We start from the raw sequence: 27,000 nt of genomic DNA, 5'->3' as shown, positions 1-27,000 counted from the left end.
GGCTCGTCATGCCCGCGCATTCCCCTGGCCCCAGCTCACGTGAGTGGGGACGTCGTGCTGCCGTACTGGCTCTGATGGTGCTGGCCGGGTGTGCCACTGGTGCGGCCCCGGGAGGACTGCTGCCGGGCCTGCGTCACAACTCCCTGACGCCAGGCTTCCCGCGCGTCCAGGTGCAGCGGCCCGCGATGGCCACCGTTCAGGCCGTTGTTCCAGACGACTCGCCCACCGCCGATGTGGACGACGATCCGGAGGACGACTTCGACGAGGAGGCACGTTCCGCCGAAGTCGTGGAGGGCGAACTCCCGGTCCCATCTCGTTCGCAGGCTCGCCGCCCGGTAACGGCCGGAGGGGATGACCCGCTGGACGACGGGGACGAAGGCCAGGTGGGCTGGCCGGACGGGGTGGGGGATGGGCGTCCCTACACCGTGCCCATGAGCCTGGATTACTTCCAGGGCTTCCTCGTGCACGTGGGAGTGCCCGCCGACGCGCTGCCGATGGATGGACGCACCCTGTCTCCCGAGCAGGCGCTGCGGTTGTTGCCGCACCTGCTGAACGCGGAGGTGACGCTGGGCGACTTCGCTCAGCGGCGCATGGCGGTGCACCTGCTGCTGGAGGTGGCCACGGGAGCGGGGCCCGTGTCGCGCGAGGAATTGCACGCGCGCATGGACCGCTTCCACCGGCTGCGGATGCTCAGGCCTGACGGCTACCTGGTGCGGCCCGTGACGGGCGAGGCGGTGCAGAAGGTGGGCGAGGTGCGGCTGGCCGGGGGCGGCACGCTGCGCGCGGGCCGCTACGAGGTGGGCCCCTTCTATGCCGTTGAGGGCGGACAGCTTTGGCCGGTGGACTCGGAGCTGGAGGTGCCGCGAGGAGCACAGCCGCTCGGCCCCTACGTGCCGGATGACGGGGTGTTGCTGCCCGCGCTGGAGGGAGCGGGGCTGGCGCTGGTGGACTCGGTGCAGGGACTCGTCAATACCTTCGTTCACCCGGTGGACACGTTGGAGGGCCTCACCCGGTTGCCGGGCGCGGTGCGCGAACTCGCCCAGAACGCCCCCGAGTACTGGGAGTCCTTCCGCCACAAGCCTCGCGGCGAGCGGGTCCGCATCATTTCACGGCTCACCACGCACGTGCTGTTGACGATAGGCACCGCGGGCGAGGGAGCGGCCACGGCGGCCGCGTGGGGAGAGAAGCTGAGCCATCTCTCCGTGCCCCTGTTGTCTCTGACGGGGAAGGGCGAGTTGGCACTGCGGCTGGTGGCGATACCCGGGCGCGCTATCGCCGTGGCGGGAGAAGCGCTCAGCGCCACGTACGTGCTGCACATGGCGGCGGTGGGCGTGGCGGTGGCGGGCGGTGGCCCCTGGACGCCGCCGGTGGGCGGGCCGGGCCAGTGGGTGCCCAAGAACGAGAACATGTCCGAGCGCTCGCGAGCGTTCCAGCACAAGGTGACGAAGGCGCCCAGGGGCTGGGTGTACCGCGTCATCCGCGATGGCGAGATGGCGGACTTTGATGGCCGCGACGTGGTAAACGGTATCCTGCAAGAGACCAAGGGCCTGGGCTACGACAAGCATTTCGATTCGAACCTCAACCCCAAGCGATACTTCAAGGGAGCGAAGCGGCTCGTCAGGCAGGCAGAGCGACAGGAGCGGGTGGCCAACGGTGTTCCCATCCGCTGGCACGTGGCGGAGCCCCGCATGGTCGCCATCCTCAAAAAGCTCTTCGACGAGGCGAAGATCAAGGGCATTGACGTGATCTATACCCCGCCATAGTGAAGCTTGTCTCTTATGGAAGACTCCTATAACGCCGGAGTTTATTGGACCTGCCGCAAGGACCCCGCCGAGGAGTGTTCCCGGCGTGCGGCGACATTCTTCCAATCCCTCTCCCGCTGTGACCCCTGCTATGCCCATTGGTTCGAGCAGGCGGACTCGCTCAAGAAGGCACTGCAACTCCAGTTCGAGCCCACCACCGAGGCGTTCGAGCGTTTCTTTCGGAGAAGAGCATATACGGACGGACAAGACGGGTTCAGCTTCTCGGCCTGGACAGGGCACAAGGAGGATGGCCGTGGTGGTATGGTCATGCTCCGCTGTGGTTCTGCGGCCAGCTTCGCTCCGAATCGGTGCTTCCTCTATCTTCCCTGGGCAGGGCCAGAGATGGAGCGCGTGCTCACCACCCCCGTGCTGACCGAGGTGATGCGCGCCATGGTGTTGGCCTGGGAGCCAGACGATGGCAGTGTCTTCTCCGACGCCTACCAGAAACTGCGCAATGAGCCCGTAGGCCCTCCGCGCACGGGGTGGCTCATGTATTTCTCTCGCCGCCGGGGGGAAGTGCCGCCCCTGCCGGCGCCCGTGCGCGTTGAGCCGGTGGAGGACAAGGGCTCGCTCGTCATCCTCACCCCGGAGCGCTTCAACGGACATGACCCGGCGCATGTGGCCCTGGCCGACGAAGTACGCGGGTTGCTCGATCGGGCGGGGCTGCTGAAGGACCTCAGCGCCTCCGGCCCCACGAGGGCGTGAAGCGAAGGCGGTCTCGTGAGGCAGCGGCCGGCCGTCTCTCCGCGCCCCTCTCCGAAAAGCAGGCTCCCGTTCCCGCTCGCGGCATAACTTCCCAGGTCATGGGCGACTACTTCCAGAAGATCGTGGTTCCAGACGTATCCGAGGACGAGGCTCCGCGTCTCGCCGAGCGGCTCCGGGACTGGCTCGTCGCGCGGGAGATCATCGAGCCCACCCCGTCGCTGGAGCTCGACGACGAGCCCCTGTATCGGCCGGGACCCGCTTACCGGACCACGCTCGCGCAGCACGGTCTGGACGAAGAAGAGATGGACGAGGACCTGGACGTGGACATCGGTCTTCACATCGCCGTCGGACGGACGGTCTTCTGGTCCACCGATACCGAGCTGACGTGCCGCGCCTGTGGGGAGCGGTTCTCTCCAGGGGAGGATTGGTCCGATGCCGCGGACGCCTGGTACGAAGGCGATGACTCGGTGAGCTACGCATGCCCGAAGTGCGGCAGGCCGGAGCGGCTGACGGAGTGGCGCGGGGAATGGCCCTGGGGGTTCGGCAACCTGGGGCTCGAGTTCTGGAACTGGACGGCTCTGTCGGAGCAGTTCGAGCGCGAGGTGGCGGAGCAACTGGGGCACCGCACCGTCATCGTGCGCGGGAAGTTGTGAACTCCCTCGACACCTGGCGCGAACGCGAGCTGCCGCGCATGGCCGAGAGCACCCGGCGTCTCCTCCACCCGGGGTGTGAGCAGGCAGGCGCGCTCGTCACTCTGGGACCGGGGCGGGCAGGCACTCGGACACCATGAGCACGGGCGGGCTCGTGGCTTCCTCGCATGGCAGTCCCCGTCTTCCCTGTGAGATGATCCCAAGGCTTTGACTCACGGATGGAGTGCCCCTCCTCCGGGCGGGTCCACAGTTCCTGGGCACCCGGTGTTCAGGGAGGTTGTTTCTTCATGGCTCAGAGTCCCCGGACCTGGTGGCTCGGGCGGCTGGATGCGTTCTTGTCGGAGGCGCAGCGCCAGTCGCCGCCGGGCGAGCTCGGCCGTTACCGGTTGTTGGTGGGCGCCACGCTCCTCCTGCTCGTGGTGAGCCTGATGGTGGCGGGCTCGGCTCCGTTCTTCGAGCCTGATGTCCAGGCCCGCCTTGGGGTCGGGCTCGGCCTGGCGTCCGGTTTCGCGCTGGCGCTGGTGTTCCTGCGCCGCTGGGGCTCGCTCCGGGCCGCGTCACTGCTGGTGTGTGGCCTCCTCGTGGGCGGCTACATGCTGGCGACCTTCGCCATGCCCAGTCCCGCCATCGGCGCGCACGCGACCATCATGCTCATCCCAGCACTCTCGGTGTATCTGCTGGGGGTGCGCACGGGGCTCCTCGTCACCGGATTCTTCTGCCTCAACGCGGCGGTCCTCCTCCCGCTCTATCTGTCGGAGTTCGGCGCCCGGGCGCCGCTCTTCGCCAGGCCCGAGATGTGGATCTCCGGGGTGCTCGACTCCGTCATCCTGCTGCTCGGCTACGGGTTGAGCGCGCTGTTCCGCATGGCGCGCGACGAGGCGGCCGCCACGGTGCTCGAGAGCGAGCGCAAGCTGCTCAGCCTCATCGAGAGCACGGATGATCCCGTGAGCGCGCTCGATCCGCAGGGCGGCCTCATCATCGCCAATACCGCGGCGCGCCGGCTGTTCCTCGAGGCCTTCGGGCGCGATGCGCGGATGGGGGATCGGCTGGTGGCCCAGAGCTCCGAAGAGAAGCGGGCGGAGTGGCAGGCGCAGCTGAACCGGGCCCTCCAGGGCCACTCCGTCCGCTATGAGGTGTCCTTCCGGGCGGGGGAGCGTACCGTCGCGCTGGACTTGTCGCTCTACCCCATCCTGGGAGAGGGGGGCCGGCCGGTGGGGGTGACGGCCTTCGGGCGGGACATCACGGAGCGCAAGGAGACCGAGGCCAAGCTGGGCGAGCTGCACCGGAGCCTGATGGAGGTGTCTCGCCAGGCGGGCATGGCGGAGATCGCCACCGGCGTGTTGCACAACGTGGGCAACACGCTCAACAGCGTGAACGTGTCGGCCCTGCTCGTGGCCGAGCGGTTGCATGGCTCGCGGGCCCCGCTGCTGGTGCGGGCCACGGACCTGTTGCGTGAGCACGAGGCGGACCTGTCCGCCTTCCTGGCGGAGGACCCCCGGGGCCGTCAGCTTCCCGAGTACCTCTCCTCGGCCGCCCGGCACGTGGTGGAGGAGCAGGCGGCTCTTCTGGAGGAGATGCGGGGGCTCATCCGCAACGTGGAGCACATCCGGGCCGTGGTGAGCATGCAGCAGGCGCACGCCCGCTTCGGCGGCCAGGTGGAGCAGGTGCCCGTATCCGCGCTCATCGATGACGCGCTACGCTTGCACGCCAGCTCCTATGAGCGGTCGGGTATCCGCATCCTGCGCGAATACGCGGAGGTCCCCCCAGTGCCCCTGGACCGGCATAAACTGCTGCAGATCTTGGTGAACCTGCTGAACAACGCGCGTCAGGCGCTGGTGGAGTGTGGACGCGAGGACAAGCAGCTCTCCATCCGCGTGCGGAGGGAGGGCGAGGAGCGGTTGCGCATCGAGGTGGGTGACAACGGGGTGGGAATCGCCCCGGAGAACCTGGCGCGGCTGTTCGCGCACGGGTTCACCACGAAGAAGGACGGGCACGGCTTTGGCTTGCACGCCAGTGCGTTGGCGGCCGAGGAGATGAACGGCCGGCTGAGCTGTGTGAGTGGGGGACGGGGCCAGGGGGCAACCTTCATCATCGAGCTGCCCATGCGTGGGCAGGAGGCCAGTGCATGAGTCCCCCCGCAGGGGAGAGCCGCCGGATCCTGGTGGTCGACGACAACCCTTCCATCCACCAGGACTTCCGGAAGATCCTCGCCAGGCCCGAAGATGACGTCGAGGCGCTGGACGCGATGGAGTCCATGCTCTTCGGGGCGCTGCCGCCGCGCAGCAGCTCCACCCGCTTCGAGCTGGACTTCGCGCTGGGGGGCGAGGAGGGGTTGCGGCGCGTGCGCGAAGCGGTGGTCGAGGGGCGCCCCTATGCCCTGGCCTTCGTGGACATCCGCATGCCTCCGGGCATCGACGGCGTGGAGACGACGCTGCGCATGTGGCGCGAGGAGGCGGACCTCCAGGTGGTGCTCTGCTCGGCCCACTCCGATTATTCGTGGGACGAGCTGGCGCGCAAGCTGGGCACGAGCGAGCGGCTGCTCATCCTCCGCAAGCCGTTCGACAACATCGAGGTGCGCCAGATGGCGCACGCGCTCTGCGAGAAGTGGGAGTTGTTGCGCGCGAGCCACCAGCGGCTGGAGGACCTGGAGCGCATGGTGGAGGAGCGGACGCGGGCGCTGGCGGAGGCCAATGCCCGGCTCATGCACGCGCAGAAGCTGGAGGCGCTGGGGCGCATGTCGGCGGGACTCGCCCACGAGGTCAACAACCCCCTGAGCTTCATCCTGTCCAACCTGCGCCACGTCGTGAAGGGGCTCGAGGTGCTGCCGTGCCCGGAGGGGTCGGTGGGGGCGCGGGACGACCTGAGGGAGGCCTGCAAGGACGCCATCCTCGGCGCCGAGCGTATCGCGCGCATCGTCCAGGACGTGCGCATCTTCGCCCGGGTGGACGAGCCACCGAGAGACCCGGTGGACGTGCGCGAGGTGGCGGAGCTCTCCATCTCCATGGCCTCGGAGGCCCTGCGCTCGGGCGTTCGTCTGGTCCGGGACTTCCACGCGGTGCCGCCCGTGCTGGGCAGCGAGCACGGCCTGGGGCAGGTGTTCACCAACCTCATCGTCAACGCCGCCCATGCGCTGCGGGGCCGGGAGGATCCCTTCATCCGGCTCGGCATCTTGCAGAGAGACGACGGCCGGATCGTCGTGGAGGTGCAGGACAACGGCAGCGGCATCCCGGCGGAACACCTGAGCCGCCTTTTCGAGCCCTTCTTCACGACGAAGCCCGTGGGCACCGGCACGGGGCTCGGCCTGTCCATCTGCCACGGCATCGTGACGCGGCTCGGTGGAGACATCACCGTGGACAGCGCTCCGGGCCAGGGCACCACCTTCCGGGTGGTGCTGCCCGCTGCTCCGGCGGAAGTGGTGGCGTCGGCCTCGCTGGAGCACAAGCGCTTGGCGTGAGCATGCCCCGGGGTGGCACGGCCTCTCAGCCCGCCGTCCACCTGCCGCGCCGGGTGGGCTCGCGCAGGGCCCGCTCGAGCGCCTGGAGGAAGCGGCTCCTCGGCCAGGGCTCGGCCCCGAAGCGCGCCAGGTGCTCCGTCTCCACCTGACAGTCGATGAAGTGGAAGCCCCACTCGCGGAAGCGCTCCACCGCCGTGGCGAAGGCCACCTTCGAGGCGTCCGGCGCATGCGCGAACATGCTCTCGCCGAAGAAGGCCGCCCCCAGCGACACGCCGTAGAAGCCGCCTTTCAGCTCGCCCTCCGCCCACGCCTCCACCGAGTGCGCGAAGCCCAGCTCGTGCAGGGTGACGTACGCCTCGAGCATCTCGTCGGTAATCCACGTGCCGTCCTGCCCGGGGCGCGGCGTGTCGGCGCACGCGGAGATGACGTCCTCGAAGGCCGTGTCCCAGCGGATGTCATAGGTGCCGGCCTTGAGCATCTTGCGCAGCGAGCGGCCCACGTGCAGCTTGTCCGGCTCCAGCACGAAGCGCGGGTCCGGCGAGTGCCACAGCAGCGGCTGGCCCTCGTTGAACCAGGGGAAGATGCCCCGGGAGTACGCGGTGAGCAGCCGCTCGGGGCTCAAGTCCCCCCCCACCGCCAGCAGCCCGCTGCGGTCCGCCCACTCCGGGGGAGGGAAGAGCTTCGGGTCGTCTCCGAGAAGATAGATGGGCACTACCGCGACACGTTGAGCTTCACGTCTCCGGACAGCGAGTAGGAGACACGCACCAGCGGGCCGGTGAGCTCGCCCGCGACCTCGTACGGCAGCGTCCCCTTGGCGATGAGCGCCCTCACGTCCTGCCCCCACGTCTCCTTCGTCACCGCCACCTCCACGGGATACACCCCGGTCGCCGCCGCGTCCACGGTGTCGTACCTGCCCTGCGTTCCCTCGCCCAGCTTCCGGCCACCCACGGTGATGGCCCAGGAGAGTTCCTCCACCCTCAGGGGAAAGGGGTTGGGGTTCTCCACGCCCAGGCGCAGCAGCAGGTCCACCTTCTCCTCCGAGTAGCGCGCCCCCTCCAGGCTCTCCACCCGCACCACCGGCAGCCGGGGCACGCGCACCGCCCGGGAGGCGGCGAAGGGGAGCGTCCGCACCGACTCCCCCGCGCGCACCGTCAGCGTGCCGCGCAGCGCCACCAGCAGGGTGCCGCCCCGCTGGCTCAGCGCTCGCAGGTCCTCCGGGGTGCGCACGTAGGCGGCCTGGGCCTGGAAGGAGAAGGGCGTGGGCGTGTTGCCGGCGAGCGCGACGCCCAGCGGCGCCGAGCCCTTCTCCACCACCTGCCCGTCGGAGACGAGCTCGTACTCCGCCTTCTCCAGCACGGCGGGGCTGGGGCTGATGAGCTGGCCGGCGTAGCGGAGCCCCACCTCGGTGAGGCCCTGGGAGGAGACGGAGGCTTCTTCCGAGTCGAGCGAGAGGGGGCCCAGGGGGGTGGGGGGCGGCGTGGAGGCACACCCGGCCACCCAGGCCGCGAGCGTCAGGAGGTGGACGATGGCACGCGGGGCGGAGCGCATGGCGCGAGGGTGGGGATGGTTCCGGCTGGCCTCAAGGGGTTTTCGAGTACACTGTTGACTACACCGTGGCCCACCGCCGCCCGAACCTCAACAATGCTCTCCGCACACTCATCCGCGACATCGCCGCGAAGATGCCGGAGTTCTCCCATGTGAGGGCCAGCCGCATCCTGGTGATTGCCGGCGAGGCGCGCCGGGCCTCGCGCGGCACGGTGAAGCCGCTGTGCTTCCGGGGTGGGCGCAGCACGGACCGCTCCGGACGCCGCAAGCCCATCGTCCGCATCAAGGGCAAGCGGATGCTCTATTGCATCACCCTGCGCCCGCTCTTCTTCCGCTCGTCCACGGCCAAGGGGCGCATCGAGACGGTGATTCACGAGCTCTTCCACATGTCGCGGCGCTTCGACGGCACGCTGCACGCGGGGCGGAGGCACTCGGTGCTGGGCAAGGAGTTCCCCCGCCGGCTGCGGCCGCTGGTGCGCCGCTACCTCCGGCAGTGCCCGCCCGAGCTGCTCAAGACGTTCGCGTCCTCGGGGGAGATTCGGGTGTTGCAGTGGCTGGAGCGGCCCGGGCCCGCCTACGTCCCCGGCACGCCCGGGGTGCGCAAGGTGTACACCGAGGAGCAGCTCTACTACGGCATCGTCCGCATGATGACGCGCAAGCGGCCCCATCCCCCGAAAGAGCCCAAGCCCCCGCGCAAGGAGCGCGTGGAGAAGGTCCGGGTGCACTGAGCTCAGTTGAGGTACTTCGGGCGCGGCGGCGGGGGCGGCTCGGGAGGCTGGGCCTGCATCATCTCCAGCCCCTGGCGGGTGAGCAGGAAGCGCACCACGCCGGAGCCGCGCTCCGTTTCGATCTCCGCCTCGAAGGCGGGGCCCGAGATGGAGCCCATCTGCACGTCCTTGCGCAGGTTGTGCACCTTGCCGGTGAGCAGATCTCCCGCCACCGGCTGCACCGACTCGCCGCGCCGGTAGAGGTCGAACGCCGCCTGGTGCAGCGTCATGGCGAGCGTGGGCGACAACGGCTGCGAGCTGAACAGGACCGAGATGAGGACCCAGTAGGGGGGGGACTGTTCGGCCATTGCTCCCATCCTAACGCCCCGCGAGATGCGCTCCCGCTGGATTGAATCCAAACGATTCTAATGCATTCGTGAAGGGAGTGCGGATTATCCGACATTGACAATCGTGTGGCGTTTTCACGGGTTTCGCCTGCTCGCTTGACTAGCAAAAAGCCTGTAAATCGCTTGCCCGCTTCTTCTCAGTTTCCGTGGAGACAGGAATGTTCAAGCAGCGGGTACTTGGCGCAGTGGTGTCGTTGTCGTGGGCCCTGGGTCTGGCGGTGGCATCGGCCGCCCACGCGGGCCCGCTGGACGGCAACAGCAGCGACGTGATGCTGCAGGGCTTCCACTGGCGCTCCACGGAAACCTCGCCCTGGTGGGGCGTCATCCAGAGCAAGGCCTCGGACATCAAGGCCAGCGGCTTCACCATGGTGTGGCTGCCGCCTTCGGGCGACTCGGCCGCCAAGGAGGGCTACCTGCCGCGGCAGCTCTACGTCCAGAGCAGCAGTTACGGCACCGACGTGCAGCTCAAGTCCGCCATCGGCGCGCTGCACACCTACGGAGTGAAGGCCATTGGCGACATCGTCATCAACCACCGCGTGGGCACCACCAACTGGGCCGACTTCACCAACCCCACCTGGGGCGCATCCGCGGTGGTGAAGGGGGACGAGTGGACGGGCGCCACCGGCAACGCCGACACCGGTGACGGCTTCAGCGCCGCGCGAGACCTGGACCACACCAACGGCACCGTCCAGAGCGACATCAAGAGCTGGCTGGGCTGGATGAAGTCCAGCATCGGCTACGACGGTTGGCGCTACGACTACGTGAAGGGCTACGCCGGCTCGTACGTGGGCAGCTACAACTCCGCCACCGCTCCCTACTTCTCCGTGGGCGAGCTGTGGACGGACCTCAACCTCAACGACGTCAATCCCCACCGGCAGAAGCTCATGGATTGGATCAACGCCACAGGAGGCAACTCGGGGGCGTTCGACTTCACCACCAAGGGCATCCTCCAGCAGGCCGCGCAGTACGGCGAGTATGGGCGGCTGAAGGCCACCGACGGCAAGCCCCAGGGCGCCATCGGCTGGTGGCCCGCCAAGTCGGTGACGTTCGTGGACAACCACGACACCGGCCCGAGCTTCCCGAGCGGTGGTCAGAACCACTGGCCCTTCCCCAATGGAAACCAGGAGGTGATGCAGGGCTACGCCTATATCCTGACCCACCCGGGCATCCCCTGCGTCTACTGGGTGCACTACTACGACTGGGACCGGGCCACCTACGGCGACAAGATCAAGACGCTCATCGCGGCGCGCAAGGAGAAGGGCGTCACGTCCACCTCGGCCGTGACCATCGTGGCCGCGCAGACCAACCTGTATGCCGCCACCATCGCCGGCAACAGCGGCAGCCTGGCGATGAAGCTCGGCTCCACGTCCTGGTCGCCGGGCACCGGCTGGACGCTGGTGACCTCCGGCAACAACTGGGCGGTGTGGAAGAAGTAGACCCCGCAAGGGGCGGGCGGGCCCGTGCTAGCGTGACGGGTGCTTCGATTGCCACAGGGGGCTCGCGCCGATGGCGATGATCCAGTTCACCCGCAACTACACCGACCGCTCCAACAACTACGGCTTCCAGTTCGAGTTCCATTGCGACAAGTGCCGCAATGGGCACATGTCGCCCTTCATCGCGAACAAGATGGGGATGGCGACGGGCTTCCTGCGCGCGGCGGGCTCGTTCTTCGGGGGCACGCTGTCGCGAGCGGCCTACGCGGGCGAGCACGTGAAGGACGCGCTGCGCGGGAGCGCCTGGGACGACGCCTACGCCGAGGCGGTGGAGGAGGGGAAGAAGCACTTCAAGCACTGCACCCGCTGTGGCCAGTGGGTGTGCCCGCAGGCGTGCTGGAACGAGGCACGCGGCCTGTGCGAGGAGTGCGCCCCGAACCTCCAGGAGGAGGCCGCGCACATCCAGGCCAAGGTGTCCGTGGAGCAGGCCTGGGACAAGGCGCGCAAGGTGGACCAGGTGGAGTCGCTGGACATGAAGGCGCACCGCTCGGTGGCGGCCTCGGCCTGTCCTCACTGCAACGCCCGCGTCGAGGGCGGGAAGTTCTGCTCCGAGTGTGGCAAGCCCCTGGCGGCGGCGAAGGCGCACTGCACCCAGTGCGGCACGGAGCTCCGGCCCAACGCCCGCTTCTGCTCCGACTGCGGCACGCCCCGGGGCGGCTGAGCGTTCCTCTTGGGCTCCGCTCCCCGCGCTCCGGGAGCGGGTCGGGGAGGGGCACTACTCGGGTGTGCTCCCAGCCGGGTCTCAGTCCTGGCTCTTCTCGTGTGGCACGCGCTCCGGGAGTGACTCTGGCTGCTGGGCCTCGTCACTTGCTGGGGGCGCGGTGCCTTCGGGGCGCTGCAACTCCACGACCAGAGCAACGGGCTGGCCCTCGGCGTACTTGTAGGTGGCGCGCACTTCGCCGCCCTCACGGATATCGGCCGCGGTGGCTGGCCGGCCGTTCACGCGAACCTCTGTTCCCTGAGTGACGAGCATCCGCACGTCATTGCTCCCCGACAGCACGTGCAGCTCGTTCTCCGCGAAGGAGAGCACCTCACCAGACACCTGCTGTGACTGTGTCGCGCTCGCCCCGGCTTCGTCCGGCTTGGGTTGGGCCTGAGGCTCCGGGGGCTTCGGTTGCTGGCGAGCGCTCTGTTGCCGGGCTCCTGGTGGAGCGGCGGCCCGGCCCTGGCTCGTGGTGCCGGGCTCCGACTGCTCCGGAGCCGCGACCGTCTCCCGCTGTTGCTCTCGCGCTTCTCGCTTCTCGCACCCGGCCATGACGAGCAGGGCCGCTGCGGCCGCCAACGTACTCTTCGTTCCGAATCTCATGCCTCCCCCCGCGTCTCCTCGTGGACTCCGTCTGTTCAAGATGGGAGGCCTCCGCCGTGCTTCCATCTGGGGAGCCATGGACGCTGGCCGTATGGCCGCTCCGCGAGAGGGCGTTGACCGTCGGGGTTCTCCGGGCGAGCCTCGCGGCCCCATGTCCGAGCCCATCCACATCCGGCCCGCGCGGCCCGACGACCGGGAGTTCCTCGTGGGAGTGGCGCCGCGCTTCGTCGAGTTCGGCCCACCGCCGTGGCGCGACGGCGAGCAGATGACGGGGATCCTCGTGCGGAACCTGGAGCGGGTGTTGGCGGCGCGGCCTCCCGGAACGGAGATGCTCATCGCCGAGGACGCGGCGGGCACGCGGCTGGGCTTCATCTTCCTGGAGCCGCAGACGGACTACTTCACGGAGCTCCGGCACGGCCATATCTCGGACATCGCCGTGTCGAAGGAGGGCGAGGGCCGTGGGGTGGGGCGCGCGTTGATGGAGGCGGCCGAGGCCTGGGCACTCGCACAGGGGTTCGGCCACCTCACCCTCAACGTCTTCTCGCGCAACGGCAACGCGCGAGGCTTCTACGAACGGATGGGCTACGGCGAGGACACCGTCCGGCTCTACAAGCCCCTGGGGGAGTCCTCGCGCAACCGGACGGCGCCTGCCCGGGAGTGAGGCCCGGGGGGCGTGCCTCGCTACCGCACCTGGATGGCGTCGGCGATGACCACGGAGTCCTCCGTGGTCCAGCGGCTCAGCTGCACCTTGTTCCAGCCCGCCGTGAAGCTCCACGTGCCGAGCGTGTTCCACTGGCCGCCGTTGAGCTGCTGGTTCACGTTCACCGTGGCCAGCTTGGTGCCGCTGGCGTTCCAGACGATGAAGGGCGCCGTGGCCGAGCGGTTGGTGCCCGCCGTCCACCAGGCGTCGATCGTCTTGGTGGCCGCCGCCGGCAGGTAGAACCAGAACGTCGCCGGGTCGGAGATGGCCTGCGTGCTGGCGTAGTAGTAGCCCGAGCCGTAGTAGCCCGCCGTCGAGGACGCGGAGATCCAGTTGGCCGACACCTCGATGTAGCCCTTGGTGGTGTCGTTGCTGCTGTTGTTGCTGTCGATGATCAGGCCCGTGCTCGTCCCACCGCCCGACGTCCACAGGTACGTCACGTTGACCCAGTCGTTGTCGCTCATCCCGAGGTCGGTCCAGAACGTCCCATCGGCGATGTCGATGCCCGCGGGATTGGCCGGCCGGCGCCCGAACTGGTCATACCCGCCGTTGTAGCCATCCTGGTACGCGGCCTGGGCCTCGGGCTTGCCCTGCGGCAGATCCTTCCACATCTCGCGGGTGCTCGAGACATTCCAGTAGTCATCCTTCGTGTTCCACGGCCCGATGTCCCAGACGGACGTGGTCGCGCACTTGCCCGTCACCGGGTAGCAGATGCGCACCTGGTACTCGCTGCCTCCGTTGCTCGCCAGGGCCCGGCGCGACGGCAGCGCCACGAAACGATCGTACGATTTGATGACATGGCCGTTGGCCGTCGTGCCGCCCACCAGTCCCTCGCGCGTGGCGTAGATGCGGTAGGTCAACGGCGTCGCCAGGGTCTGGACGTCGCTCAGCGAGGCGGTGCCCCCCTCGAGCGTTCCCTCTAGCTTCACCTCGCGCACCACGGGGCCGCGGCCGTGCTCGTCCGCCTGGAGCGCGAGCCTCACCTGCACCTCCGTGCCGCCCCGGGGCAGGCGCACGGCCTCTCCCGAGCGGGTGGTGCTCCACTCGGTCCAGGCGCCGTTGGCCGTACGCACCCGGACATCCACCTCGACCCCCATCCCCAGGGCGCTCTGCGCCTGGAGCACGGGCCGGATCGTGTCCACGGGCTGCTCCAGCCTGCGGGCCGGGAAGGTGTAGAGGCCCGTGAGCTGGAACTGCCCTTCGGGTCTGCGCATGACGGCGTAGGGCTCGAACAGCAGGCCCTCGCGGGTGCGCACGAGCTCGCCAGAGCCCTCTCCGGTGGTGAGCTCCTCCGTCCAGCGCACGGCGCTGGTGCCAGTTGGCAGGGCAATACGCGCGGACGCCGCGGCGGGCTCCTGGGGAGGCTCCGCGAACGCAGCGCCTTCCGCGAGTGCTACTCCCAACATCATCGTCATGAAGGTGGACCACCACTTCGAGCGCATGGATGAACTCCTGGAACGACGGGGGGTTATCCGGCTTCACTGTTCTTTTTGAAAAGCAATGAAAACCGAATAGTCGCTTCTTCCAGGAGGATGGTCCGAGCGCCTCGTTGTCTCAAAGAAAAATAAAATCCGCGCTCATGGCAGTGTGGGCTCGTCTCCTGGAGGTTCGTTGAGTCCCACCGCGCTGGTGCTCGTGCTGTCGTCCGCGTTCTTCCACGCACTTTGGAACGCGCTCCTCAAGCGTCATGAGGACCCCGAGTCCGCCGTGGTGGGTGTCATCGCCGTCACCGTGGTGTGCGGAGGGCTGTGGGCGCTCGGCCTCCAGGGCGCGGCCTTTCCTTCGTCCGGGGCCTTGTTCTGGAGCCTCGCGGCCGGTGTGTTGGAGAGCGGTTATCTGCTCACGCTCGCCAGGGCGCTGCGCCGGGCTCCGCTGGGGCTCGCGTACACGGTGTCCCGAGGCGGGGCGCTGTTGCTCGTCTGGCCCGTGTCCGTGCTGTGGCTGGGCGAGCAGCTCACGCCGGGGTCCGTGGCCGGCGCGGCCCTGGTGGCCGTGGGCATGGCGGGGATGAACCTCGTGCTGCCTCGGGGCGCGGTGGGGCAGGGGGTGCTCTGGGCCCTCGTGAGCGCCGCATGCATCGCCGGGTACAACCTCAGCTACAAGCGGGCCCTGGGCGAGGGCGCGCAGCCTCCGGCCCTGTTCACCCTGTCGCTCGGCGTGGCCCTTCCCCTGCTCGTCCTCGTGCGCCTCCGGGAAGAGGCGGGCTGGGGCGCGCTGCGACGGAAGGTGATGACCCGTCCCCTGTTGCTCGTGACGGCGGGCGTCCTGTGCACGCTGTCGTTCTCGCTGCTGCTCATCGCGCTCGTGAACAGCGGGACGGGGGCCGTGCTCACCCTGCGCAATACGTCCATCGCGTTCGCGCTTGGGCTCGGTGCTCTCCAGGGCGAGCGCATGGGACGGCGGCAGCTCGCCGGCGCTGGACTGGTGATGCTCGGGGCCGTGCTGTTGGGGTGGCCTCGGTCATGAGGCTGGGCCTTCCCTCATTTCGCTTCGAGCGCGCGGCGGATTGCCTCTGAGAGATCGGCCGCGCCGAGCGCGTCCAATGCGAGGTCCCACCGGCCTTCGGCGCAAAGGCCGCTCATGCCCCCATCCTCGTATGCCTGCTGGGCCGCCGATATCAGTGCTTTGCGCACCGCCTCGGCGACCGCGCGGCCGGCTTCGTCGCAGCGTTTGCATTCGAGCTCGACACCCAGGCGGCTGCGCCGGCCCTCTTCCGTGAGAATCCACGGGCGCTCCATCCAGGGCGGGTCGTGACGCATGTGCTGCCGGTGGCCGCACTCGAGGTCCGCGACCCAGTGGTTCTCACTGTCGAGGTGGAACCCGGTGATTTTCTGCTTCATCGGGCCCTCGGCTCGCTACTTCGTGCTGCTCAGGCGTTTGGCCGCCGCCGCCGCGTCCGGGTGGTCCTTCTGAAGCTCCGCGGCCTTCGCGTACTCCGCCTTCGCCTCCGGCAGCTTGCCCGCCGCCTCCAGCAACTGGCCCAGGGCGTAGTGCGGCTCGCCGAACGCCGGGTCCATTTGCGCCGCGCCCCGGAACGACTGCTCCGCCTCTTTCGGCTTCCCCAACTGGTACAGCGCGTGCCCCAGGTAGAGCAGCCCCAGCACGTGTCTCGGCTCCGCCGCCACCACCTCGCCCAGCACCTTCACCGCCTTGTCCTTGTCCCCGCCTCGCAGGTACAGGAAGCCCAGCTCCGCGCGAGCCTCGAGCTGCGCCGGATCCTTCTTCGCCACTTCTTCCAGCTCCGGCACCGCCAGGTCCGGCCGTCCCCGCCGCGAGTGCAGGATGCCCAGCCGCGCCAGTGCCGCCGTGTCAGGCTCCTCGCCGTCCGCCCACTTCAGCAGCTTCTCCACCCCGTCGTAGTTCCCCATCGACAGGTACAGGTCCGCCAGGCCCAGCTTCGCCGCCCGCTGCTCCGGCTCCTCCGCCAGCACGGCCTCGTACAGCGGCACCGCCTTCGCTCCCACCCGCTTGCGCGCGTACGCCTTCGCCAGCGCCAGCCGCGCGTCCGTCGTCGGCTCCAGGTCCAGCCGCTCCTCGTACTGCGCGATGGCTCCGTCCATGTCGCCCTTGGCCAGCAGCGCGTCGCCATACGCCGCCCGGGCGCTTGGCTCCTTCGGGAAGCTGTCCACCGCCTTCTTCAGCGTGTCCACCGCCTCGTCCACCCGGCCCAGTCCCAGGTACGCCCGCGCCAGTCCCTGGTAGGCCTCGGTGTTCGGCTTGCCGTCCTCCGCGCTCGCCTCCAGCGCCTTCTTGTACGCCTCCACCGCCCGGTCCCGCTTGCCCTGCGCCAGGTAGCTCGCCCCGAGCTGCGTGTACGGGCCGCTCGCCCGCCGCGGCTCCAGCGCCAGTGCCTTCTCGAAGTGCTTCGTCGAGCGGATGTGGTCGTTCTTCCGGAAGTACGCCATCCCCAGGTTGAAGTGCGCCTCCGCGTACTTCGGGTCCGCCGCCACCGCCTTGCGGAAGGAGTCCAGCGCCTTCTCGTACCTGCCCTGCGAGTCCTGGGCGACGCCCAGGTTGTTGAGCGCCAGGGCGTGCTTCGGCGCGGCCGCCAGGGCCTTCTCGTACTCGGAGATGGCTGCGTCCAGCGTGCCCTCGCGCATCAGCAGCACGCCCAGGTTGTAGTGTGCCTCCGCGTCCTTCGGCGCCAGGCGCGTGGCCTCCTGCAGCGTCTCCCGGGCCTCGCCCGCCAGTCCCTTGTCTGCCAGCGCCTTGCCCAGGTTCACCCGCGCCGCCGTCAGCTTCTCGTCCAGCTTCAGCGCCTCGCGGTAGGCGGCGATCGCCTCATCCGCCTTCCCCGCGCGCTGCAGGGCCTCGCCCAGGTTGAAGCGCAGCTCCGCGTCCTTGGGCGACATCTCCACCGCCAGCGAGAACTGGGCGATGGCCGTGTCCCGCTCGTCCAGCATCCGCGCCAGCAGTCCGCGCTCGGCCCGCAGCCCCTCCTCCTTGGGCCAGGTCTCGATGGCCGCGTCGAGCAGGGCCCGCGCCTTGTCCGTCTCACCCGTCAACCGCAGGGCCCTCGCGAGGGCCAGCTTCGGCGCGAGCAGGTCCGGCTCGCGCTCCACCAGCTTCGTCAGCGGAGGCACCGCCTTCTGGGGCTGGCCCTGTGCGAGGAAGGCCGTCCCCAGCCGGTAGAGGCGCTCCGTGTCGGCCGGCAACCCGGCCTGACGAGGGGTCTCCGTGGCTGCGTCCGCCGGGGGCGTCGCCTCCGGCTCTGGGGTCTGGGCGGTGAGTAGCTGGAAGACGAGGAGGCCGACTCGCGTCATCACAGGATCTCCACGTAGGGGCTCGCGCGTGCGTCGAAAGTCTTCTTCGCCAGGGCAGTCTTCTTCACCTCCCAGGCCTCCCGTGCTGTCTTCTCCTGGGCACTGTCTTCCGCCAACTCCGCGCGCTCCTCCTTCACCTTGGTCTCACACCGGGACACCTGGTCCTCGAATTTCTTCGGGTCCAGCTTCTCGCTGCCTTGGACCTTCGCCTTGCGCGCCGCCTGCAGCCGCGCCAGCTCGAAGCGCGCGAAGGCACAGCGCAGCGACAGCTGCTCCACGTCCCGGAGACCCACGTTGACGCGCTGCTTGGCCCGCAGGTACTCCACGCGCGCCTTCGACTCCTCGATGGCCAGCTTCGCCACCTCACGCGAGGCCTCGTCCGGGGCCCGGCTCTCCTCGTCCCTGGCCGCCGACTGGCGCGCCTTGGCCCGGCGGATGGAGTCCCTCGCGCGGAGGAGCTCATTGCTGGCCTCGTCCACCTTGTCGATGGCCAGTGCCAGGTCGTTCTCCGACTCGAGCAGCTCGATGCGGCTCTCGTAGGGCAGCTTCTCCACCAGCTTGTCCGGGACGCGCATCCCGTAGCGGGGGCCGCACGCGGCGGCGAGCAGCAGCAGGAAAGGCAGGACTGTGCGCTTCATGGAACGGTCGCCTCGAAGCGGCCAAAGATGGTACGGCCGGAATAGACGTCTGTGCCGTTGACGAAGGTGATGTGCAGCTCGCCGGTGACGGTCTTTCCCGAGTCCAGGTAGCCGTCGAAGACGAGCTCGCCCCGGGCAATCTCCGGGAACGCGCGGACTGGCTCCTCCAGCACGCTGCGGCTCACCGCCCCGCGCTGTGGGCCCTCGGCGCCTCCCACGCGCTGCGCCAGGTCGATGGCTGTCCGGGGCTCCAGTGAGACACCCTCCAGCCTGGCCGCCACCTTGAGGATGGTGTCCTGCCCCGCGCCCTGGGGCCGGAGGAAGCTCACGGAGACCTCGGTCTTGGAGGCGAGGGCCTCCACGCGCTCAAAGGAGAGGTCCAGGCGCTCGGTGACGCTGCCCTCGAGCGTCTTGTGGGGAGCGCAGGAGGAAAGGGCAGTGACCAGGGCGAGAGGGAGCACCTTCACCCTGGCCCGCTCCCAGCGGGAGCGGGTGCTCGCGACCCGGGAGCTCATTTGCACGCCTTCCACCCGGAGTCCATGTCGGGCCCGTTCAGGCTGCCCACGTCCTTGAGCACGGACAGCTCGCGCCGGGCGCCCTCGGTATCTCCGAAGCGGCAGCGCAGCGCCGCCAGGTTCAGCCGCGCCTTGTCATACGTGGGGTCCGCCTCGAGCGCCTTCGCGTAGGCCTCGCGCGCCCCCATCGCGTCTCCCTGGTTCAGCAGCGCCCAGCCCAGGGCGTTGTGGGCCGAGGCCCGCGTGTCCTGCAGCTCCGTCACGCGCCCCAGGGTGAGCTGCGCCAGTCCGAACTGGTTCGCGCCCAGGTAGCCCAGGCCCAGCGCCTCCAGCGCTTCCGCCGACAGGGTCGTCTCCGCCTTCTTGCGCAGCTCCTCGAGAGAGGAGGGTTGCGACGCCGCGCCCGCCACCGGCACTGGCAGCGATGCCGTGTCGCTCTTCGTCCGGCAGCCCACCACCGCAGCGCTGAACACCTCCAGCGACTCGGCGCGGGACACGCACGCCTCGAAGGCCCCCTGCGCCCGCTGCCGCAGCGGCGTCACCTGCTCCGCCACCGCCTTGCGGAACGCCTGCGTGTCCGCCGCGGACGCTCCCGCCGGCGTCGGGGTGGCCTCCACCACGTCCGCCAGGTGCGCGTACGACAGGCCCACCTTCCACAGCGACGCCACGGCCCACTCCGGGTACCCCAGCGACGCCGCCTGCGTGTACACGCCCTCGAGCCCCTGCAGGGCCGACACCTTCTCCTCCACCTTGTCCGCCGGCAGGTCCTTGAACGAGCGGTAGAGGATCTCGCCCAGGTACCACAGGCCGCGGGCCGCCTCTTCCGTCTGGCCGTTGGGGCCCTGCACCGCCGCCGTCAGCGTCTTGATGAGCGCGTCCGGCGGATCCTTCACCGCCGTGGTGGCCTGGACTTCCGCCAGCACCGCCACCGCCGCCGCGCTCGTCTTGTCCAGCTTCAGCGCCACGTCCGCGGCCGTCTTCGCCTTCACGTAGTCCTTGGACTTCAGGTGCGCCTCGGCCAGCAACACCATCACCTCCGCCTTGCGCGCCCCCGCCACCTCCGACGCCGCCTCGAGGTCCTTCGCCGCCTCGCGGAACTGGCCCAGTGCCTGGCGCAACCGCGCGCCCGTAATCCATCCGTCCACGGCCGCCACGTCCGAGCCGAGCTTCGCGCCCACCGACTCGAAGATGCCCGCCGCCTCGGTGAAGGCCGCCGCCTCCGCCGCGTGACGGCCCAGCGTCAGCAGCACGTCCGGCATGTACTGGCTCTTCGGGTACTCGTCCATGAGCCGCTTGCCGATCTCCCGCTCGCGGCCCAGGTCCCTCTTGTCACGCGCCGCGGTGAAGGCGCCATAGAGGGCCTTCTCGCCAATCTCCGCGCCCTTGTTCTCGTTGGCCACCTTCATCAGGCCCTCGATGACGTCGCCCGTCTCCTGCGAGCTCTTCAGCGCCAGCTCGTCCAGGGCCTCGGCGCGCGTCTGGGTGAGGATGCGCTTCACGTCGTTCTGGAAGGCCACCGGCAGCGGCGAGCCGATGAACTTCTTGCCCGTCTCCTCCAGGCCCTTGAAGTCGTTGACCTGGCGCAAGCTGTCCAGCGCGAGGTTGCCCGCGACCGAGGCGTCCTTGTGCGAGGAGTGCGTGAGCGCGAACGCGGTGAAGAGCTCGGCGGCCTTCGGGAACTCACCGTCCTCGTAGTAGGCGCGGGCGATGTTGAACTTCACCTCCAGCACGTTGGGGCTCTGGGGGTAGCGCGACACGAAGTCCGCCCCCATCAGCTTGAGGGCCTGGCGCGCGTCCGCCACCTCGAAGGCGTTACGGCGCTGCGCCTCCTCGGGCTTCACCGTGGAGAAGTGGGCCAGCAGCGCGCCGTACATGGCCGCCTCCACGCCCTTGGCGTCCTTGGCCTTCTCCTCGTAGCGGGCCAGCTCCTCGAACTGGCGCGCGGCCTGGGGGAAGTCCTTCGCGGCGAAGAGCGCCTCCGCGCGGTTCTTCATCATCGTCCGCACGTACTGCTCCGGCCGGAAGAGCCCGAGGTACTCGTGGTAGGCCGCCGCCGCCTTCAGGTACAGCGCCTTGTCCTCCTTCTTCTGCGCCGCCACGTGCAGCTGCGTGGCCAGGTCGCGCGCCATCTCCTCCAGCTCCGCGAGGTCCTTCTTGCGCTCGGCCTCGTCCTTCTGAGGGTCAATCTTGCTCGTCACCGCCGCGCGCACCAGGAAGCGCAGGTCCTCCGGCTCGGGCATCACCTTGCCCTTGGACGCCTTGAGCGCGTCGTACAGCTTCTGGCTGCGCTCCAGGTCCATCTCCGGGTCGTGCTGGATTTCCATCAGCTTGCGCAGCGCGGGGATGGCGTACTCGTACTGAGCCTTGATGAAGTAGCGGTTGCCCAGCTTGTCCAGCGCGAGCGCATAGGTGGCCCGGCTGTCGCTGAGCTTCTCGAAGTAGTTGAGCGCGCCCTTGGCGGGGCGGGCCTCGGTGTAGCTGTAGACGAGATCCAACAGCGCCTCGCGCTTCACGTTGAGCGCCTTCTGCACGTCCACCCCGGGGAGCGGGGCGCTGGCCGCGGCGGCCTCGAAGAAGGGCACTGCCTCCGCGTGCTTGCCCTGGTTCACGCGAATCCAGCCCATCTTGTAGCGGGCCAGGTCGTGCACCGGCGAGGGCGGCGCCTCCAGGATGGCCGTGTACTGCTTCTCCGCGGTGGCCAGGTCCGCCTTGTCGAAGTGGTAGTCGCCCAGAATCTGGAGCGCCTCGAGCCGCAACGGGCTGCTCGGGTACTTGCGCACCAGGTCATCCAGCGTCTTGAGCATCTCGTCGAAGGAGCCCAGCTCGCGCTGCTCGTGCGCGAGGTAGAAGAGCACCTTGTCGCCGTCGTGGAAGTCCGGCCACTCGCGCTGCAGCCGGTAGTACATCTGCACGGCCTTCTGCTTGAGCAGGCGCGTCTCGGGAGACACCATGGCGCCGCTGGCCCCGGGCGGACGCTGCTCCGCCTGCAGGTAGTACACGTAGCGGCTCTTCTCCACGTACAGCTCGGCCAGACGGAACTGCAGGTCCGGCAGGTAGGGCGCGTTGCGGCTCTTGGCGATGAGGCGCTCCGTCTCGCCCAGGGCGCGGTCCACCTTGAAGATGTCGCGCTTGAGCTTCTCGATGAGCTCCTCGCGCTCCTTTGCCTTGGACACCAGCGGGTTGACGCCCACGGGGCCAGAAGGGCGCGAGCCCGGGTTGGCGGCGAGCATCGCCGCGACGAGCAGGCCGGTCATGGGGCCGGTCATGGATTCTCCTGGATGCAGCGGCTCTCGAGGCGGACGCGGTACGAGCGCAGCTCGTCGTTCCAGTACTCGCCGTCGAAGGTGAAGCCCACTTGCGAGGGTGACAGCAGCTCCTCGTCGGGAGGCGCCACCACCTTGGCGCCCTTCTTCACGCGCTCGTACAGCTTGAGGCCCACCTCGTATTCCATCAGGCGCACCTGCTCGGCCGCGCGCAGCAGCGTGTCCGCCTCCTGCCGCACCGCCTCCTCCAGCCGCGCCTGGTAGATGCGCTGGGCCTCGGCGTGCGCCAGGTCATACGTCTTCGTCAGGTCCGTGAAGAGCCGCTCGCCGAAGCTGCCCGCGTAGCGGCCCAGGCGCTCTCCCTCCAGGTCCAGCACCTCCAGGAAGCGCGCGGCGCGCTTCGTGGCGCCATGGGCGCTCGCGGCCCGGCGCAGGCGCACGTCCTGCGTCAGGTCGTCGCGGGCGCGGATGGCCTCCAGCGAGTCCGCGAAGCGCCGCGTCAGCTCCTTCGCCGCGCGCTTGGCCGGCAGGTAGTGGCACAGGTCCCGGTAGATGAGGGCGCGCAGCAGGTACTTGTCCGGGAGGAACTCGTCGCGGAAGGAGGGGGCGTCCAGCGTGGTGAGGATGCCCAGCGAGGCGCGCAGCTCGCCCAGCTTGTAGCGCGTCCACGCCTCTTCCAGGTACAGCGTGGCCCGGCCCGGCTCGAGCTCCTGCAGCTTCACCAGCCCATAGGCCTCCAGCGCGCTCTTGTAGTCCTTGCGCTCGTAGCGCAGACGGGCCACCGCCAGCGCCGCCTCGTTGCGCGACTCGCGCGTGAGCTTCTCGTCCTTGGACAACCCGAGGAAGTCCTCGATGAGCTCGTCGTTGGGCTCCTTCACCTCGCGCAGCCGGGTGACGAGCAGCGCGAAGCGGGCCCGGCTGGCCTCGGCGGTGCCCTCGGGCAGCTTGGAGAAGTGCGTGTTGGCCCAGCGCTCGTTGCCCACGCGCAGGTCCACCAGTCCCTGCTGGTAGTGCGCGTAGGCACCTGCCTCCTCGGGGAGGAAGCCCAGGTCCAGCGCGCCGAAGACCTGCTCGTCGATCATCACCTCGTCGTGCGGCCGGTCCGTCAGCTCGCGCAGGGTCTCCAGGGCGCGGGGCAGCACGTTGGGGTTGGAGCGCTCGCGGGCGATGCGGGACAGGTACACGCCGCCCGCGTGGGTGAAGCCCAGGTCGATGAGGCTGCGCGCCAGGAAGTACTGGCCCCAGGCGTAGTTCTCATGGGTGCGCGCCGCCGAGGAGAGCCAGGCGTAGAGCGGCCCGGCGGCGGCGCGCGGGTTGCCCGCGAAGTAGTTGGCCAGCGCCTTGTCGAACACCTCGTCGGACACCTTCTCGACGGGGGGTGGCGGAGGGGCCTCCTTGGCGGGCGCGGCCTCCTTCGAGGCGGCCTCCTTTGGGGCGGGCGCGGCCGGCTGCGGCGCTGGCGCACCGGCGGCAGGAGCAGGGGGAGGGGACGCCGCGGGCGCACCACCGGCTTGAGCCCTGGCGGGCGTGGGCGCGGCGAGCAACGCGGCGGAGACGAACGCGGCGAGGAGCGGGCGGGGAGTCATTCCGTGGCGCCGAAGTTGAACGCGGTGGAGAGCTGGACGGTAGGCACCTGGATGAGACGGGTGGCGCCCGCGAAGACCGTGTTGTTCGTGACGTCGAGCCGGAAGGAGACGTTCTGGCTGGTGAAGACGCGCAGTCCGAGGCCCAGGTTGATGGCGGGACGGAAGCCGTCGGCGCGCTCGAGCTTCATCACCGTGGCGCCGCCCAGCAGGAAGGCGGTGAAGTGCACCACCGAGCGGTTGCTGATGGCCATCTTCCCGTAGATGGGGCTCCACACCAGGTCGGAGCCCACCATCCACTGCACCTGATCCTCGAAGGCGGAGCTGGTGGGGGAGGCGTTGAAGTCACGCTCGAGCTGCTCGCGCAGGCTCGTCTTCAGGTTGTAGCTGTAGCTGCCGCGGCCCACCTGCCAGGCGAAGCTGTCGCTGAAGTGGTACGTGTAGCCGAGGCTGCCGATGAGGCCTTTGTAGAAGGCATCGGCGGGCAGCACGCCCACGCCGAGCGTCAGCTCGTGGTTCATCCGGTAGAGCCGCTCCTGGACGGCGGAGACGGTACCGGGGTTCTCGAGGGCCTCGGCCTGGGCCCGGGCCAAGCCGGGGAGCAGAAGGCTCGAGAGGAGGAGCAGGGCGTATCGCACGGTTCGGTCCTGGCGGAGGCCGGCCGGACGCGAGAGGGAGCGCATCAGTAGCCGACCGAGTTGAAGATGAACGGATAGGTGATGATGACCGCGCCGCCCTTGGCGGGCGGGAATGTCCAGCCCTTGAGGCCTCCGATGATGCAGGCCTCGACGGAGGGGCTGCGCAGGGTGGAGGACTTCGTCTTGGTGGCCACCACGCGGCCGTTGGTGCCGATGGTCCACTCCAGCACCACCTTGCCCGCCAGGCCCGGCTCCTTGAGCAGCGCGCGCTCGTAGCAGGCGTACACCTCCTGCAGGTGGCTGTTGACCACCTTGGCCACGCCCTCGCGGTCGATGGAGCCCTGCGCGGCGATGGTGCGCGCGGTGGCCTTCGTCACCGTGCCGCCCACCTTGCCCTTGCCCACGCCGCCCGCGCCCAGCGCGCCGATGCCGCCGCCGCCCTTGCCGCGCAGAATCTCCGCGCCCAGGGTGGCGCCACCGCCCTTGCCTCCACCGCCCAGGCCGAACGTCCCCAGGCCCGCGTTGGCGATGGGCGCCTTGCCGATGAGGCCCGAGAGCTTGAAGTTGGAGTTCTTCGCGTTCTTGCTGCCCGGGCCGCTGCCCAGCTTGTCCACCGCCGCCAACAGGTCATTGGTGGCCGGGCCCGCGGCCGACAGCTTCGCCAGGGCCTTGAGCGCGCGAGTCTCGGGCGCGGCGGCCACCGCCTTGGGCACCTGCACCGGCTTCTCCTCCTTGGGAGGCGGAGGCTGCGGAGGTGTCGGCGCCTTGGTCTCCTTGTTGGCCACCTGCTTCTTGGTCTTCTCCTTGATGGCCTCGAGCTTCTTCTTGGCCTCTTCCTTCTTCTTCGGCTCGGGCGCCAGCAGGCGCAGGGCGACGGGCGGGAGGCTCTTCTGGGTGAAGTCCGCGCCCTCGGGGGCCTTGGGCATGAAGGCGATGAAGCCGCCCAGGGCCGCGGTGAGGAAGAGGAAGCTGCCGATGGCCAGCCAGGGCAGTCCCTTGAGCGGGTTGATGCGGACCTTCTCGGGCAGCGGTGCCGCATAGGCCACCAGCGACATCTGCCCCTGGGACAGGCGTGCCGCGGTGCCCTGGCGCAGGGTGACGAAGCGGCGCTCGCCCTCGGCCTCGAGGGTGTTGGCCGCCACCGCCGTGAAGCGGCCACCCGGGCCGCTGCGCTCCACCTTCGACCCCTTGGGGACGTAGAGGCGGAAGGCGTCGCTGGCGGACTCGGCCAGCGTGAAACCTTCCTCCGGGAGCTGGAAGCCCCACAGCGGCATGGGGGCGCGCTCGTCCGCGGAGGCTTGGATGGGCTTCTTCCCCGGAGCGAAGCGGCGCGCATCGCGACGCACGGCGCCCCAGTAGAGCTCCAGGTAGAGATGCGCGGGGCCACCCCGGCCCGCGTCCAGGCCCGGTGCGTGCGTGGGCCGGTCGAGCGCTGCGCTCTCCTGCTTCTGGGGCGCGTCGGTGGCGGGCGCCTGCGTGGGCACCGGGTCCAACGGCACGTCCTCGAGCAGCTCATCCGCGAGCACGAGCGAGGGACCCGTGGCCTGGACGGGCTGGGGCGGGCGGCGCCGTGCCGAGGGCATGGTGCCCACGGGAACGGGGTCCGACTCGGGCGGCGCAACGGCGGGCGGCGCAACGGCGCGCGCTGGCACGGCCGAGGCTCCGGGCCCACCATAGACGGCGGTGGCGCCCGGAGGCGTCTGCGCCGGAGCGGGGCGCAGGGGCATGACGTCCGCGGGAGCGGCTCCCTGGACGGCGGCGGGTCCCCGCGAGATGGGCACGGTGGCCGCGGGCGGAGGCGGCGCGGGTGCCACGGGCCTCACCGGACCCGAGGGTCTCGCGATGGGCTGGGTGGCGGCGAGCTGTTGCGGAACGGGGGCCGGGGGCACCGGGGCGGCCATGGGCGCCGGGGCCGGGGGAGGCGCGTTCCCGAGCAGGGCGGCCACCTCAGGAGGCGGCTGTGCCCGGTTGTCTCGTGGCCGCTGCGAGAGCACCCGAGTCTTCAGGACGAAGGGGCCGCAGAGCACCTCATCCGTCGAGCGGATCTCACACGCTGAGACACGGTGGCCGTTGACGTAGACACCCTGGGGCGAGCCCGCATCCTGGATGGCCGCGCGTCCGTTCTGGAAATAGAGGACGGCGTGGCGGGGAGCGACGGTGGCGTCGTCCAGCCGCAGGTCCGAGGAGGGGTCCGAGCCGAGCGCGTACGAGCCCGGCGTGAACACCTCGGTGCCCACGAGGAGTCCGTCGCGAAGGATGACGACCTGGAGAACCGTCTGCTGACCGCTCAACGCTAATCCTCCCTGGCGTGGTGGACTTCCCTGGCCGGGTTTCTACGGCTGGTCGTAGACGGTGGACACGATTTCCGAGCGGAAGTTCTCCCGCTCGCGGATCATCGACCGCGTCTTCAACTCCTTGCGATCGTAGAGGTAGACGGCCCCGGACTTGTTGGTCTGGCCCTGGATGAGCCGGTCATCGAAGTCGATGCGGGCGGGGCCTCGCGTGGGCGGGGCTCCCGAGGCGGCCTGGGCGGGGTCGCCAGAGACGGGGTCGTTCACCCGGGCCGAGGCCGGCTCCACCTGCTTCGGCGACTCGGTCCGGGACGGGGTCTTGCGGTTCTTGCCCTTGGCGGCAGCATTGGCCTTCGCCGAGCGTGTACGGCCCTGGGCCCATGCGTCGGAGTCCACGGGAGTGGGGAGGAGGCCGAGAAGGGCCGAAATCGCCAAGGAGAGCATGAAGCGCCGCATCAGAGTGGCAGGTTAAGCGATGCGTGTACCAATCTGTCAACGCGTAGACCGTAACTTGTGGTTAGGCTGAAAAAGTTGGAGTCC

The 27,000-nt window shown here is 69.5% G+C and carries 24 protein-coding genes; 10 read left to right on the top strand and 14 right to left on the bottom strand.

The annotated features are described in order from the left end of the window. Positions 1-8 precede the first annotated feature (8 nt). The 5 genes from DAT35_RS19295 (at position 9) to DAT35_RS19275 (ending at position 6,611) form a co-directional block, all read left to right on the top strand. Positions 9-1,763: a Tox-REase-5 domain-containing protein gene (locus tag DAT35_RS19295; RefSeq protein WP_146209777.1), complete on the top strand. Its 1,755-nt coding sequence runs from the start codon at positions 9-11 to the stop codon at positions 1,761-1,763. A gap of 15 nt (positions 1,764-1,778) precedes the next feature. Continuing rightward, on the top strand, positions 1,779-2,507 hold the full coding sequence (locus DAT35_RS62400) for an immunity 52 family protein (RefSeq protein ID WP_108068532.1): 729 nt from the start codon (positions 1,779-1,781) through the stop codon (positions 2,505-2,507). 98 nt (positions 2,508-2,605) lie between these two features. Further along, the gene (locus DAT35_RS19285) at positions 2,606-3,160 is read left to right on the top strand and encodes a hypothetical protein (RefSeq protein ID WP_108068531.1); all 555 of its coding nucleotides are present in this window, start codon (positions 2,606-2,608) and stop codon (positions 3,158-3,160) included. Positions 3,161-3,444: 284 nt separating this feature from the next. After that, on the top strand, positions 3,445-5,286 hold the full coding sequence (locus DAT35_RS19280; RefSeq protein WP_108068530.1) for an ATP-binding protein: 1,842 nt from the start codon (positions 3,445-3,447) through the stop codon (positions 5,284-5,286). Further along, entirely contained in the window at positions 5,283-6,611 is a 1,329-nt protein-coding gene (locus DAT35_RS19275; RefSeq protein ID WP_108068529.1) for a sensor histidine kinase, read from the top strand. Before DAT35_RS19280 ends, DAT35_RS19275 begins: the two co-directional genes overlap by 4 nt. Positions 6,612-6,636: 25 nt before the next feature. Here the strand turns inward: DAT35_RS19275 and aat are convergent, their stop codons facing one another. After that, complete coding sequence (gene aat / locus DAT35_RS19270) at positions 6,637-7,323, bottom strand: leucyl/phenylalanyl-tRNA--protein transferase (RefSeq protein WP_108068528.1); 687 nt, start codon at positions 7,321-7,323, stop codon at positions 6,637-6,639. Further along, a complete protein-coding gene (locus tag DAT35_RS19265) occupies positions 7,323-8,159 on the bottom strand; it encodes an LEA type 2 family protein (RefSeq protein ID WP_108068527.1) in 837 nt (278 codons plus the stop codon). The genes aat and DAT35_RS19265 overlap by 1 nt, the downstream gene beginning before the upstream one ends. 65 nt (positions 8,160-8,224) lie before the next feature. Between DAT35_RS19265 and DAT35_RS19260 the strand changes: the two genes are divergently transcribed. Further along, on the top strand, positions 8,225-8,884 hold the full coding sequence (locus DAT35_RS19260) for a hypothetical protein (RefSeq protein ID WP_108068526.1): 660 nt from the start codon (positions 8,225-8,227) through the stop codon (positions 8,882-8,884). Positions 8,885-8,886: 2 nt separating this feature from the next. On the opposite strand, the gene DAT35_RS19255 is transcribed toward DAT35_RS19260, so the two are convergent. Then, on the bottom strand, positions 8,887-9,231 hold the full coding sequence (locus tag DAT35_RS19255) for a hypothetical protein (protein WP_108068525.1): 345 nt from the start codon (positions 9,229-9,231) through the stop codon (positions 8,887-8,889). 197 nt (positions 9,232-9,428) lie between these two features. On the opposite strand from DAT35_RS19255, the gene DAT35_RS19250 reads away from it, so the two are divergent. Together DAT35_RS19250 and DAT35_RS19245 are read left to right on the top strand one after the other, a co-directional pair. Further along, positions 9,429-10,706, top strand: a complete 1,278-nt coding sequence (locus DAT35_RS19250; RefSeq protein ID WP_108068524.1) for an alpha-amylase C-terminal beta-sheet domain-containing protein — start codon at positions 9,429-9,431, stop codon at positions 10,704-10,706. A gap of 70 nt (positions 10,707-10,776) precedes the next feature. Next, entirely contained in the window at positions 10,777-11,424 is a 648-nt protein-coding gene (locus tag DAT35_RS19245; protein WP_108068523.1) for a zinc ribbon domain-containing protein, read from the top strand. 81 nt (positions 11,425-11,505) lie between these two features. On the opposite strand, the gene DAT35_RS19240 is transcribed toward DAT35_RS19245, so the two are convergent. Further along, positions 11,506-12,069: a hypothetical protein gene (locus DAT35_RS19240; protein ID WP_158501781.1), complete on the bottom strand. Its 564-nt coding sequence runs from the start codon at positions 12,067-12,069 to the stop codon at positions 11,506-11,508. A gap of 151 nt (positions 12,070-12,220) precedes the next feature. Here DAT35_RS19240 and DAT35_RS19235 point away from each other — a divergent pair, with 151 nt between their 5' ends. Continuing rightward, positions 12,221-12,730 (top strand): GNAT family N-acetyltransferase, encoded by a 510-nt coding sequence (locus DAT35_RS19235; protein ID WP_158501780.1) that lies wholly within the window; start codon positions 12,221-12,223, stop codon positions 12,728-12,730. 20 nt (positions 12,731-12,750) lie between these two features. Here the strand turns inward: DAT35_RS19235 and DAT35_RS19230 are convergent, their stop codons facing one another. Next, positions 12,751-14,211: a hypothetical protein gene (locus tag DAT35_RS19230; protein ID WP_108068520.1), complete on the bottom strand. Its 1,461-nt coding sequence runs from the start codon at positions 14,209-14,211 to the stop codon at positions 12,751-12,753. Positions 14,212-14,380: 169 nt separating this feature from the next. On the opposite strand from DAT35_RS19230, the gene DAT35_RS19225 reads away from it, so the two are divergent. Further along, complete coding sequence (locus DAT35_RS19225) at positions 14,381-15,235, top strand: DMT family transporter (protein WP_233261571.1); 855 nt, start codon at positions 14,381-14,383, stop codon at positions 15,233-15,235. A gap of 14 nt (positions 15,236-15,249) precedes the next feature. Here DAT35_RS19225 and DAT35_RS19220 read toward each other — a convergent pair whose 3' ends face one another. From DAT35_RS19220 to DAT35_RS19180, 9 genes are read right to left on the bottom strand one after another with little or no spacing between them, the layout of a single operon-like run. After that, positions 15,250-15,609, bottom strand: coding sequence for a DUF3565 domain-containing protein (locus tag DAT35_RS19220; protein WP_233261570.1), 360 nt, complete (start codon positions 15,607-15,609; stop codon positions 15,250-15,252). A gap of 15 nt (positions 15,610-15,624) precedes the next feature. Then, positions 15,625-17,532, bottom strand: a complete 1,908-nt coding sequence (locus DAT35_RS19215) for a tetratricopeptide repeat protein (protein ID WP_108068519.1) — start codon at positions 17,530-17,532, stop codon at positions 15,625-15,627. Then, entirely contained in the window at positions 17,532-18,170 is a 639-nt protein-coding gene (locus tag DAT35_RS19210) for a hypothetical protein (RefSeq protein WP_108068518.1), read from the bottom strand. Before DAT35_RS19210 ends, DAT35_RS19215 begins: the two co-directional genes overlap by 1 nt. Continuing rightward, positions 18,167-18,685, bottom strand: coding sequence for a hypothetical protein (locus DAT35_RS19205; RefSeq protein WP_108068517.1), 519 nt, complete (start codon positions 18,683-18,685; stop codon positions 18,167-18,169). The genes DAT35_RS19210 and DAT35_RS19205 overlap by 4 nt, the downstream gene beginning before the upstream one ends. Beyond that, entirely contained in the window at positions 18,682-21,951 is a 3,270-nt protein-coding gene (locus DAT35_RS19200) for a tetratricopeptide repeat protein (protein WP_108068516.1), read from the bottom strand. The genes DAT35_RS19205 and DAT35_RS19200 overlap by 4 nt, the downstream gene beginning before the upstream one ends. After that, positions 21,948-23,534, bottom strand: a complete 1,587-nt coding sequence (locus DAT35_RS19195; RefSeq protein ID WP_108068515.1) for a hypothetical protein — start codon at positions 23,532-23,534, stop codon at positions 21,948-21,950. Before DAT35_RS19195 ends, DAT35_RS19200 begins: the two co-directional genes overlap by 4 nt. Continuing rightward, on the bottom strand, positions 23,531-24,169 hold the full coding sequence (locus DAT35_RS19190; RefSeq protein ID WP_108068890.1) for an outer membrane beta-barrel domain-containing protein: 639 nt from the start codon (positions 24,167-24,169) through the stop codon (positions 23,531-23,533). Before DAT35_RS19190 ends, DAT35_RS19195 begins: the two co-directional genes overlap by 4 nt. Positions 24,170-24,213: 44 nt before the next feature. Then, positions 24,214-26,460: an AgmX/PglI C-terminal domain-containing protein gene (locus DAT35_RS19185; protein ID WP_108068514.1), complete on the bottom strand. Its 2,247-nt coding sequence runs from the start codon at positions 26,458-26,460 to the stop codon at positions 24,214-24,216. A gap of 42 nt (positions 26,461-26,502) precedes the next feature. Further along, a complete protein-coding gene (locus tag DAT35_RS19180) occupies positions 26,503-26,904 on the bottom strand; it encodes a hypothetical protein (protein WP_233261569.1) in 402 nt (133 codons plus the stop codon). Positions 26,905-27,000: the final 96 nt, after the last annotated feature.

The sequence above is a fragment of the Vitiosangium sp. GDMCC 1.1324 genome (assembly GCF_003044305.1).
In the GTDB taxonomy this organism is placed as follows: Bacteria; Myxococcota; Myxococcia; order Myxococcales; family Myxococcaceae; genus Archangium.
Note: the sequence above shows the minus strand (reverse complement) of the source record. Positions and strands in the feature narration are given on the sequence as shown.